Genomic DNA, 10,986 nt, shown 5'->3' with positions numbered 1-10,986 from the left:
AAGGGGCACCGAAAAAAAACGAAACTCCACGCTTTGCCACGCAGCCCCCCCCCCCCCCCCCCCCCCCCCCCCCCCCCCCCCCCCCCCCCCCCCCCCCGACGCGTCCTTTGAAAGAAGAGGTTTATGCCCCCTCGCAGTACCCGCCCCGTCACCCCTTTGGATGACGACGACTATCCCGCCTACACCATGGGCCGGGCCGCCGAGATGCTCGGCACCACCCCCGCCTTCCTCCGCGCCCTGGGCGAACACCGCCTGATCACCCCCTTGCGCTCCGAAGGCGGCCACCGCCGCTTCTCCCGCTACCAGCTGCGCATCGCTGCCCGCGCCCGTGAACTCGTCGACCAGGGCACCCCCATCGAGGCTGCCTGCCGCATCGTCATCCTCGAGGACCAACTCGAAGAGGCCCGGCGCATCAACGAGGAACTGCGCAACCAGGGCGGCGAGGCGCAGCAGAAGACCTCGGCCTGATCGGGACACCGGGCGGGTGGCGAGCGTGACGCCCAGCCGCCGCCCGGTCCCACGCGCTTACCCGGCCGACGTCAGTGCTCCCGGCGTGAGGTCACCGTAAAGCGGGCGCCGTCAGGGTCGCGCAGCACAGCCTCGTGTTCGCCCTCGGCAAGGACGTCGCCGCCCTGCCTTCGTGCGGCTTCGGCGCACCGTGGCACGTCTGCCACCACGAAGCAGACTTGCCAGTGCGGCCGGACCGAGCGATCGGGAGCTGTGTCCACCGTGCCGGCCTCGATACGCGCCACGACGGAGCCCTGGCTGCGCAGCACCACCCTGTCCTCTTCGTACTGCACCTGGCAGCAGCCGGGGCGGTCAGAGGCCCATTCGAGGATCTCGCCGTAGAAGATGGCCGCATCGAACGCGTCGCGGGTGTGGAGGGTGATGAACGTCGGTGCCGCCTGTCGCCACGCCTCCCACTCGGTGACGAGCTTGCCCTGCCATATCCCGAAGGCGGCCCCGTCACGGTCGGCGAGCAGCGCCGCCCTTCCGGGCGGGAAGGAGATCGGCCCCACCGCCACGGTCCCGCCGCGCTCCCGGGCGCGGGCCGCCGTCTCGTCCGCGTTCTCGACGGCGAAGTACGGTGTCCAGGTCACGGGCATGCGCCAGACGGTGGCCATCCCCGCGATCCCCGCGACGGGTATGCCGTCCGCCAGCGCGGTCAGGAAACGGTCACCCAGTCTTGCGGTGCGCCATTGCCAGCCCAGTACGGCGCCGTAGAAGCGCTGTGTTTGGTCGAGATCGCGGCTGGTCAGACTCACCCAGCACGGCGCGCCGGACACGGAACCCGTGAAGACGACGTCCGCTGCAGCCGGAGAGTGTGTGGTGCCGTGTTTCATGGCCATCGCACCCCGTTTCGCCGCAGGTAGCCACTGACCTGCCTCAAGTGTCCACCAGAGTTGTGGTCCCGCACATCTCCTGCCCTCGGCTTCGGCCCCTTCCGGTTCAGCCCCGCTTCCTGGTAGTGGGTTCGCTACCCCACCCGTCCGGCGGACACCGCCCGCCCCGCCCATCTCGTTAGGTCTGCCGTGGCAGCAGAGCGACCTGGCACAGGCGTGCCGTATGCGGAATTGCGGGAGCGGTTACAGCGTGTCCTGGCGTGCAGCGAGCCGGCGTTCATGGGACGGCTGGGCGTTCCCGGCGATGAGAGTGATGCGGAGAACGATCGGCCCCGCTTGCCTGGGTGCGCGACGATTCCGACGCCGCCGGACGCTGAGGTCTCCACGTGAGGCCGGCTTGATGGTGGTTCTGAGCAGCCTTTGCCGGTTCATTGGTGTGGGGCGATGTGGGTCGCTTGGTCGGCTGCGGCGTTCCTGCCCGTCTGCGGGGCATCATGCGGAGTGGAACTGATCCATCGGGCCGTCCACGTGCTCTTCGCTGTGCCGGACGAAGCGCAGGCGGAGATCATCACGATCATCGACGTGGTCCCTGAGCCGGCTCGACATCGGCTGAGCAAAGCCGGCCGGTCCTTCCCCCTGATCGGGAACTCCACTGCCCATAATGACCCGATTACCGCCCATATTCCTCACGCTCTGTGCGTGCATGGGCGGGTCCCGACACGATCACAAAGTGAAGGACGGCGATGAGGTACGACGAGTTCCTGGCCCAGGTCCGCGAGCGAGGCGAGTACACCGACCGGGAGGAGGCCGAGAAGGTCACCACCGCGGTGCTTGAAGTCCTGTCCCAGCGGATCACGCCAGGTGAGGCCGCTGACCTGGCCGCGCAGCTGCCCGAACCGCTGGATGCCGCGCTGACCGGTGATCGTGAGCGCCAGGCGGAGGGATTCGGAGTGGAGGAGTTCTGCCGACGCGTCGCCGTACAAACCGGCGCCCGTCCCCGCACGGCCGAGTGGGACGCCAGTGCCGTGCTGTCGACTGTGGCCGACGCCGTCTCCGGCGGGGAGCTGAACCAGATCATCAGCCAGCTGCCCTCCGGCTACGCCGCGCTGTTCGGCAGGCCGGATCTGGCCGACTGATCGTTGGTCGCGCCGTCGGTGTCCCGGTGGCAGAGGCGAGTCGCTGTGGCGGCCGGCCCTGTGGCCGGGCCCTCGGAGGGGAAAGCGGCCGCAAGGCGGAAACGGTCGGCGGCGTGCGGGTAAGGGCACTGGGGCCGGGAAGCACCGCCGATCGCGGGAGCCGCGCGGCCACAAAATCCGCCACGGAGGCGAGCCATGGCAGTGCACAAGGTCCGGGACATCATGAGGACGTCGGCGCCGTCCTGGTCGCCCAGAACCAGGAACTGCGCGGCCTGGTCACCGACCGGGACCTGGTCGTGCGCGTGCTGTGCGAGGGAGGGAACATCGAGGACCGCACGGTCGCCGAAGCGCGCAGCGAGCAACTGGTCAGCCTCTCCCCGGCCGACGGCGTCAGCCGGGCGGTCGAGCTGATGCGCGAGCACTCCGTGCGCCGTCTGCCGGTCATCGAAGAGGGCCGGCCGGTCGGCATCGTCTCCCTCGGAGACCTGGCTGTCGAACGCGACACCGACTCCGCGCCGGCCGACATCAGCGCCTCGGAGCCCAACGAGTAATGCGGTTGCCTGGCAGGGCCCGCGGCCCTTGCGCCACGGCGTGCGCCAGCCCCGACCGTTCAGGCCGGTGTGACGTTCTCGGCCTGCGGGCCCCTGTTTCCCTGGGTGATGTCGAAGCGGACTTTCTGACCTTCGCTGAGCTCCCGGTAGCCACCGCCGGCAATGGCCGAATAGTGGACGAATACGTCCGGTCCGCCACCGTCCTGCTGGATGAAGCCGAATCCCTTCTCCGCGTTGAACCACTTCACCGTGCCCGTGGCCATGATCATTCCCTTCGTCGAGGATCAGGCGACGCTGGACGACCGTCTGCTGCCGCGCCTATGCGGATCATCGTGGTCAGCTCGGCCGCTTGGAAGCCGAAACGCTGGTCGATACAGCGGTTCTCCCCCAGGGGCGGAAGCAAACCGTGACCGGCCGAACCGCTTGTCAGGGTTGAACACGTGGTCTGGGCCACGCCGGCGCCGAAGCCACGGGCAGCGGCCCGGTGAACGGGACGTTCTCGAGGGCGAGGTACATCGCGGCGCGAGCGGTCTCGCGCGGCAGACGACGTCTTCGTGCAAGCGGCCGGCGTCCTGCATGTCGAGTGCCGCCTCGCCCAGCCGGTCGTGGTGCCGGCAACCGTGCCTTCGGTCCATCCGGCTCCCTTCTCCCTGGCACGTGGTCCATCTCGGAGATGACCGTGTCGGGCCCCTGCCTGATGCCCCCGTCCCATGGGGTCATGCCCTCTATGTGCTTGAGGCGGGGGAGTCGGTCGTAACCCTCGCCAAGTGGCTGGGGCATTCTTGGCCGACCATCACGCTCGACCACTGCACCCACTTCATGGAGAGGCAGGGGAGGAGGGACGCAAGGCGATCGATAGCCTGCTCGGTGACCGGGGGAACGCGGGTGCTGACTCGAACTTCCCAGATTCTCCCCAGGACGGTTCCTGAGCGCCGATCGGACGGACCGGTGCGCGCAAACAGCGAGGTGAGAGGTCGTATGTTCACCACCCGCCCCACCCTCCAGGGCACCTTCGGCATGGTGTCCTCCACCCACTGGCTCGCCTCCCAGTCGGCGATGGCGGTGCTGGAGGACGGGGGCAACGCGTTCGACGCCGCCGTGGCCGGGGCGTTCGTGCTGCATGTCGTGGAGCCGCACCTCAACGGGCCGGCCGGTGAGGTGCCGATCCTGCTCGCCCCGGCGGGCGGCGCCGTGCGTGTGCTGTGCGGGCAGGGCGTGGCCCCGGCGGGCGCGACGGTCGCCCACTACCGGGGGCTCGGACTGGATCTCGTCCCGGGCACCGGACCGCTCGCCGCGGCCGTGCCCGGTGCCTTCGACGCCTGGCTGCTGCTCCTGCGCGACCACGGCACCAAGTCCCTGGACGACGTCCTGAAGTACGCCATCGGGTACGCCGAACACGGGCACGCGCCCGTGGAGAACATCGGCCTGACCGTCGAGAGCGTACGGCGGCTGTTCGAGACCGAGTGGACCTCGTCGGCCGAGGTGTACCTGCCGGGCGGCCGGGCACCCCGCCCCGGCACGCTGCTGCGCAACCCCGCCCTCGCCGCCACCTGGAGGCGGCTGCTGGCCGAGACCGCCCGCGCGGGCGGCCGGGAGGCCCGGATCGACGCCGCGCGCGAGGTGTGGCGCTCCGGCTTCATCGCCGACGCCCTGGTACGGCAGTCCCGGCGGCCCACCCTGGACACCAGCGGCGAGCGGCACACCGGCACCCTCGCCGAGGCCGACCTCGCCGGCTGGTCGGCGACGTACGAGACGCCGGTGACGTACGACTGGAACGGCTGGACGGTGTGCAAGGCCGGCCCCTGGAGCCAGGGCCCGGTGCTGCTCCAGCAGCTCGCCCTGCTCCCGCCCGAGCTGCCCGCCTATGGCTCCGCCGACTACGTCCACCTGCTGATCGAGGGCTGCAAGCTCGCCATGGCCGACCGTGAGGCCTGGTACGGCGACGCCGCCGAGGTGCCCCTCGCGGACCTGCTGTCGGACGAGTACAACGCGGACCGGCGGGCCCTCGTCGGCGAGAAGGCGGACCACGAGCTGCGCCCCGGCAGCCCGGGCGGCCGTACCCCGAGGCTGCCCGCACGGGCACACGCGCGCGTGCGGTCCGGCGCGGAGCCCGGCTTCGACCCGATGGGCGCGGGAGAACCGACCGTCGCGAGGCTGACCAACGAGCCGGCCGTCGCGAGACTGCCCGGCGAGCCCGAGGTCGCCGCCGACGGCACGACCCGCGGCGACACCTGCCACCTGGACGTCGTCGACCGCTGGGGCAACATGATCGCGGCCACGCCCAGCGGCGGCTGGCTCCAGTCCAACCCGGTCGTCCCCGAGCTGGGCTTCCCGCTCGGCACCCGCCTACAGATGACCTGGCTGGAGGAGGGCCTGCCCGGCTCCCTCACCCCCGGCCGCCGCCCCCGCACCACCCTCACCCCGTCCCTCGCGCTGCGCGACGGCGTGCCGGTCATGGCGTTCGGCACGCCCGGCGGCGACCAGCAGGACCAGTGGCAGCTGCACTTCTTCCTGGCCGCCACCCTGCGGGCCCCGGTGCGCGGCGGCCTCGACCTCCAGGGCGCCATCGACGCCCCGAACTGGCACAACGACAGCCACCCCAGCTCCTTCCACCCGCGCGGCCGGCATCCCGGCGGCGTGACAGTGGAGTCCCGCATGGACGCCGAGGTGATCGAGGAGCTGCGGCGGCGCGGCCACGACGTCACCGTCGGCCCCGCATGGTCCGAGGGGCGGCTGTGCGCGGTGGCCCGGGACCCGGAGACCGGCGTCCTGTCGGCGGCGGCCAATCCGCGCGGCATGCAGGGATACGCCGTCGGCCGCTGACGGCCGTGCCGGACCGGCGGCCGTGCCGGACCGGCGGCGGTGCCGATCCCCGCTCTTCACCCCGATTCCACCCCGCGTACACCGGGCGGCGGCGGGGATTGTCAGTGGGACGTGCTCTCATGGGAGGCATGATCGAAGAGACGGAAACCATCGAGGAGTTTCTCGCCCGCTGCTCGGCCGACGTGGAGGAAGCGGTCCGCAAGGCCGCCGCGGCCGAGATCCTGCCCCGCTTCCGCCGCCTCGCCGCGCACGAGGTCGACCAGAAGAGCGGCCCGCACGACCTGGTGACGGACGCCGACCGCCTCGCCGAGCTGCGGCTCACCGAGGACCTCGGGGCCCTGCTGCCCGGCTCGGTGGTGGTCGGCGAGGAAGCGGTGCACGCCAACCCGGCGGTGTACCAGGCGCTCCAGGACGACGTCCCGGTGTGGATCGTCGACCCGGTCGACGGCACCCGCCAGTTCGTGCACGGCGACGACGGCTTCTGCACCCTGGTGGCGCTCGTCCAGCGGGGCGTGGTGATCGCCTCCTGGACCTACGCGGCGGCGCGCGACCAGCTCGCCACCGCCGTCCGTGGCCAGGGCGCCTTCCTCGACGGGGAGCGGCTGTTCGCGGGCCCGCCCACGCCCGGCCGGGACCTCGTCGTCGCCACCTCCCACCCGGACTACACCACCGACGAGCAGAAGCGCGCCCTGCGCTCCCTGTGGACCGACGGCCTCGCCCCGCGCGCGTGCGGCTCCGCGGGCCTGGAGTATCTCGCCGTGGCCCGGGGCGAGTTGGACGCCGTCGCGTTCTCCTGGGAGGCCGCCTGGGACCACGCGGCCGGTCTGCTCCTGGTCGAGGAGGCGGGCGGTACGCACCTCACCCTGACCGGTGAGCCGTTCCGTGTCACCGGCGGCAACGCCCTGCCGTTCACCGCCGCCCGGGACGCCGCCACCGCCCGCCGGGTCGCGGACCTGCTGCGCACCGCGTCCTGACCCCCGGGGCCACCCGGGCCGGGGGAGTGTCGGACCCCCGGCATATCCTGATCCCGAATGGCCATCGGCTGACGAAGGGGACCGAAGGTGCCGTCGATGCTCGATGCGGTCGTGGTGGGTGCGGGACCGAACGGACTGACCGCAGCTGTGGAGCTGGCCCGCCGGGGCTTCTCCGTGGCCCTGTTCGAGGCGAAGCCCACCGTGGGCGGCGGCGCCCGCACCGAGGAGCTGACCCTGCCCGGCTTCCGGCACGACCCGTGCTCGGCCGCGCACCCCCTCGGCATCAACTCCCCGGCGTTCCGCGCCCTGCCGCTCGACCGGTACGGCCTCCAATGGCTGCACGCCCCGCTGCCCATGGCCCACCCGTTCCCGGACGGCACCGCGGCCGTGCTGTCCCGCTCGGTCGCCGAGACCGCCGCCTCCTTCGGCCCGCGCGACGCGGGACCGTACCGCAGACTGGTCGAGCCGCTCCTCGCCCACTGGGACACCCTCGTCCGGGACTTCATGTCCCTCCCGCTGACCGCGCTGCCCCGCGACCCGGTCACCCTGGCCCGCTTCGGCCTGGCCGGGCTCCCGCCGTCCACCTGGCTGATGCGCCGCTTCAAGGACGAGCGGTTCAAGACGCTGTTCGCCGGCCTGGTCGGCCATGTGATGGCACCGCTGAGCGGCCTGGCCACCAGCGCCATCGGACTCGTCTTCGCCCTCTCCGCCCACGCCCGCGGCTGGCCCGTGCCCCGTGGCGGCTCCCAGGCCATCTCCGACGCCCTCGCCGCCTACCTGACCGACCTCGGCGGCGCCGTGCACACCGACTACGAGGTCAAGCGCCTGGACGACCTGCCGCCCGCGCGCGCGTACGTCTTCGACACCTCGCCCGCCGCGCTCGCCCGGATCGCCGGCTTCGGCGACCACTACGCGCGCTACCGCTACGGCCCCAGCGTCTTCAAGATCGACTACGCGCTGGACGGCCCGGTGCCCTGGACCGCGCCCGAGGCCCGCATCGCCGGCACCGTCCAGATCGGCGCGAGCCACACCGAGATCGGCACCGCGCTGCGCGCCGCCTCCCGCGAGGGCCGCGCCCCCGAGAGACCGTTCATGATCACCGTGCAGCCCAGCCTGGTCGACCCCACCCGCGCCCCCGAGGGCAAGCACGTCTTCTGGGCCTACGGCCATGTGCCGAACGGCTGGTCCGGCGACCTCACCGACGCCATGGAACGCCAGCTGGAGCGCTTCGCCCCCGGCTTCCGGGACCGCGTCCTCGCCCGCGCCACCGCCGGGCCCGCCGAGATGGCCGCCCGCAACGCCAACTACGTCGGCGGCGACATCGCCTGCGGCGCGGCCTCCGGACTCCAGCTGCTGCTGCGCCCCAAGCCGACCCTGTTCCCGTACCACACCCCCCACCCGGCCGTCTTCATCTGCTCCTCGGCCACCCCGCCCGGGCCCGGCGTCCACGGCATGTCGGGACACAACGCGGCCAAGGCTGTCTGGCGGAGACTGAGACAGACATGACGCCCATCAGCTGAGGCAGACATGACCGCCATCACCCTCGTCCAGGGCGACATCACCCGGCAGCACGCCGACGCCATCGTCAACGCGGCGAACTCCTCCCTGCTCGGCGGCGGAGGCGTGGACGGCGCGATCCACCGCCGGGGCGGCCCCGCCATCCTGGAGGAGTGCCGTGCCCTGCGCGCCTCCCGGTACGGAAAGGGCCTCCCGACGGGCCAGGCGGTCGCCACCACGGCGGGCGAACTGGACGCCCGCTGGGTGATCCACACCGTGGGACCCGTCTGGTCCGCCACCGAGGACCGCTCGGAGCTGCTCGGCTCCTGCTACCGCGAGTCCCTGCGCGTCGCCGACGGACTCGGCGCCCGTACCGTCGCCTTCCCGGCCGTCTCCACCGGCGTCTACCGGTGGCCGATGGAGGACGCGGCCCGCATCGCGGTGGAGGCGGTACGGAACACGCCGACGGCGGTGGAGGAGGCACGCTTCGTGCTCTTCGACGAACGGGCCTACCAGGCGTTCGCCCGGCGGGTCGGCTGACGAACGCTGCCGCCGACCGACCCGGGCCGATCGACGGGGGTCACCCGAACGGCGTAGCCCTTGGTGCGCCCGGCGGCTGTCTGGCCAACGCTCGGAGTGCCCGCGTGCTCCCCGCGAGCACGCGGGCACCGGACGAACGGGGAGGCAGAAAGGACACGCTCATGAGCCAGGCAGCGCAGCCCACCGGACCGACCCCCTCGGGCGGCTCGTGGCCGTCGCGGCAGTCCGGAGCCCGGGGCAACGGCTGGGTGACCGGCGGCGTCACCTTCGCCGGAGTCCTGATGCTATGCAGCGGCCTCCTCGCGCTCCTCCAGGGGATCGCCGCGGTCGCCGGGGACGCCGTCTACTTCCGCCTCGGCAGCTACATCTACAAGATGAACCTCACCGGCTGGGGCACGATCCACATCATCATCGGCGCCCTGGTCCTGGCGACCGGCATCGGGCTGCTCATGGGCATGGCCTGGGCCCGCGTCGTCGGTCTGTTCCTCGTCGCGCTCAGCCTCATCGCGCAGTTCCTGTTCCTGCCGTACGCGCCCGTCTGGTCGCTGATCCTGCTGGCGATCGACGTCTTCGTGCTCTGGGCGCTGGCGTCCCGTCGCGAAGCGGCGAGCTGAGACCCCGCCGGAGCCCGGCACGCCTCCGTCACCGCAGCTCACGCAGGGCCCTGCCGAGCAGTGCCACGCCCTCCGCGACGACACCCGGCGGGGTGGCCGCGTAGCCGAGGACCAGACCGGGCGGGCCGGGCGACTGCCGGTGCCAGGACAGCGGCTGGCACTTCACCCCGCGCGCCAGCGCCGCCGCGGCGAACTCCGTGTCGGGGACGTCGGAGGCGTACGTCACCGTCAGATGCAGGCCCGCCGCGGCCCCGTGCACCCGCGCGCCCGGCAGATGCTCGGCGAGGGCCGCGATCATCGCGTCCCGCCGCCTGCGGTGGCGCCCGCGCAACAGCCGCAGGTGGCGCTCCAGTTCCCCCGACTCCATCAACCGGGCGAGCACCAGCTGCGGGAGCACCGCGTTGCCCAGGTCGTCGAAGCGTTTGGCGTCGACCAGCGGGGCGCGGTACCGGGCCGGTGCCACCAGCCAGCCGATCCGCAGCGCCGGTGCCAGCAGCTTCGACACGCTGCCCAGATAGCAGACCCGGTCGGCCAGCAGGGCGCGCAGCGCGGGCACCGGGGGCCGGTCGTAACGGTGTTCCGCGTCGTAGTCGTCCTCCAGGATCAGCCCGCCGTCCCGCGCCCACTCCAGCAGCTCGCGCCGGCGCTCGCCGCTGGTCACCACGCCGGTGGGGAACTGATGGGCGGGCGTGAGCAGGACGGCCCGGGCGCTGGTCGCCCGCAGCGCGTCGACCCGTACGCCCTCCTCGTCGACCGGCACCGGCGGGGTGGCCAGCCCTCCGTTCCGCAGGTGCTGGCGGGCCCCGAGCGAGCCGGGATCCTCCACCGCGACCGCGTCGACGCCGTCCGCCCGCAGCACCGGGTGCAGCAGGGTGAGCGCCTGTGCGGTGCCCGCGACGATCAGCACCGCGTCCGGCTCCACGCGTACACCCCGCACGCGCGCGAGCCAGTCGGCGACGGCCCGCCGCAGCCGGGGCGCGCCGCGCGGGTCGCCGTAGCCGAGCTGCTCGGCGGACAGCTCGGCGAGCACGGCCCGCTCGGCCCGCAGCCAGGCGGCGCGGGGAAAGGTGGTGAGGTCGGGGCGCCCCGGCGTGAAGTCGACGGCGGCCGGAGCGGCCCGCAGCACGTCGAACACCGCCGCCCCGGGCTCCCCGCCGAACAGCCCACCGACTCCAGAGACCCCCGGCCCACCGCCCTCACCGACGCCCGGCCGACCGCGCTCACCGACACCTTGAGCGGGGTACGGCTCACGGGTTCCGGTGGCGCCTTGGCCGGGGTGCGCCTCATGGGTCGCAGTGTCTTGGCCGGGGTTCGGTCCGGCGGACCTGGCGTCGCGCCGACCGGGGTGCGGCTCATGGGTCGCGGGGGTGTGGCCGGGGTTCGGCCCGGCGGGCCCGCTGTCGCGCTGACCGGGGTACGGCTCAGGCGTCGCGGTGGTGTCCTGGCCGGGGTTCGGTCCGGCGGACCTGGCGTCGCGCTGACCGGGGTAGGGCTCATGGGGTGCGGTG

General features: G+C 72.8%; 10 protein-coding genes and 1 pseudogene. 8 read left to right on the top strand and 3 right to left on the bottom strand.

Annotated elements, in window-relative coordinates; translation table 11 throughout:
* Positions 1-123: 123 nt before the first annotated feature.
* Positions 124-468, top strand: a complete 345-nt coding sequence (locus tag ACZ4WH_RS41525) for a MerR family transcriptional regulator (protein WP_468190790.1) — start codon at positions 124-126, stop codon at positions 466-468.
* A gap of 71 nt (positions 469-539) precedes the next feature.
* Here the strand turns inward: ACZ4WH_RS41525 and ACZ4WH_RS41520 are convergent, their stop codons facing one another.
* On the bottom strand, positions 540-1,343 hold the full coding sequence (locus ACZ4WH_RS41520) for a VOC family protein (protein ID WP_468190788.1): 804 nt from the start codon (positions 1,341-1,343) through the stop codon (positions 540-542).
* Positions 1,344-2,086: 743 nt separating this feature from the next.
* Between ACZ4WH_RS41520 and ACZ4WH_RS41515 the strand changes: the two genes are divergently transcribed.
* Together ACZ4WH_RS41515 and ACZ4WH_RS41510 are read left to right on the top strand one after the other, a co-directional pair.
* Complete coding sequence (locus tag ACZ4WH_RS41515) at positions 2,087-2,479, top strand: DUF2267 domain-containing protein (RefSeq protein ID WP_468190786.1); 393 nt, start codon at positions 2,087-2,089, stop codon at positions 2,477-2,479.
* A gap of 113 nt (positions 2,480-2,592) precedes the next feature.
* Positions 2,593-3,030, top strand: coding sequence for a CBS domain-containing protein (locus tag ACZ4WH_RS41510; RefSeq protein WP_468190784.1), 438 nt, complete (start codon positions 2,593-2,595; stop codon positions 3,028-3,030).
* Positions 3,031-3,089: 59 nt separating this feature from the next.
* Here the strand turns inward: ACZ4WH_RS41510 and ACZ4WH_RS41505 are convergent, their stop codons facing one another.
* Positions 3,090-3,293, bottom strand: coding sequence for a cold-shock protein (locus tag ACZ4WH_RS41505; RefSeq protein WP_468190782.1), 204 nt, complete (start codon positions 3,291-3,293; stop codon positions 3,090-3,092).
* Positions 3,294-4,008: 715 nt separating this feature from the next.
* Here ACZ4WH_RS41505 and ACZ4WH_RS41500 point away from each other — a divergent pair.
* From ACZ4WH_RS41500 to ACZ4WH_RS41480, 5 genes are all read left to right on the top strand, one after another.
* Positions 4,009-5,853, top strand: coding sequence for a gamma-glutamyltransferase family protein (locus tag ACZ4WH_RS41500; protein ID WP_468190780.1), 1,845 nt, complete (start codon positions 4,009-4,011; stop codon positions 5,851-5,853).
* 128 nt (positions 5,854-5,981) lie between these two features.
* Positions 5,982-6,827 (top strand): inositol monophosphatase family protein, encoded by an 846-nt coding sequence (locus tag ACZ4WH_RS41495; protein WP_468190778.1) that lies wholly within the window; start codon positions 5,982-5,984, stop codon positions 6,825-6,827.
* An 87-nt stretch (positions 6,828-6,914) separates the two neighbouring features.
* Entirely contained in the window at positions 6,915-8,333 is a 1,419-nt protein-coding gene (locus ACZ4WH_RS41490; RefSeq protein ID WP_468190776.1) for a phytoene desaturase family protein, read from the top strand.
* Between the two features lie 21 nt (positions 8,334-8,354).
* A complete protein-coding gene (locus tag ACZ4WH_RS41485; RefSeq protein ID WP_468190773.1) occupies positions 8,355-8,864 on the top strand; it encodes an O-acetyl-ADP-ribose deacetylase in 510 nt (169 codons plus the stop codon).
* Between the two features lie 161 nt (positions 8,865-9,025).
* Positions 9,026-9,478, top strand: coding sequence for a DUF7144 family membrane protein (locus tag ACZ4WH_RS41480; RefSeq protein WP_468190772.1), 453 nt, complete (start codon positions 9,026-9,028; stop codon positions 9,476-9,478).
* Positions 9,479-9,506: 28 nt separating this feature from the next.
* Here the strand turns inward: ACZ4WH_RS41480 and ACZ4WH_RS41475 are convergent.
* Positions 9,507-10,646: pseudogene (locus tag ACZ4WH_RS41475) on the bottom strand (aminotransferase-like domain-containing protein); the annotation flags it as partial.
* Positions 10,647-10,986: the final 340 nt, after the last annotated feature.

This window comes from Streptomyces sp. NPDC029138 (assembly GCF_055564375.1).
Note: the sequence above shows the minus strand (reverse complement) of the source record. Positions and strands in the feature narration are given on the sequence as shown.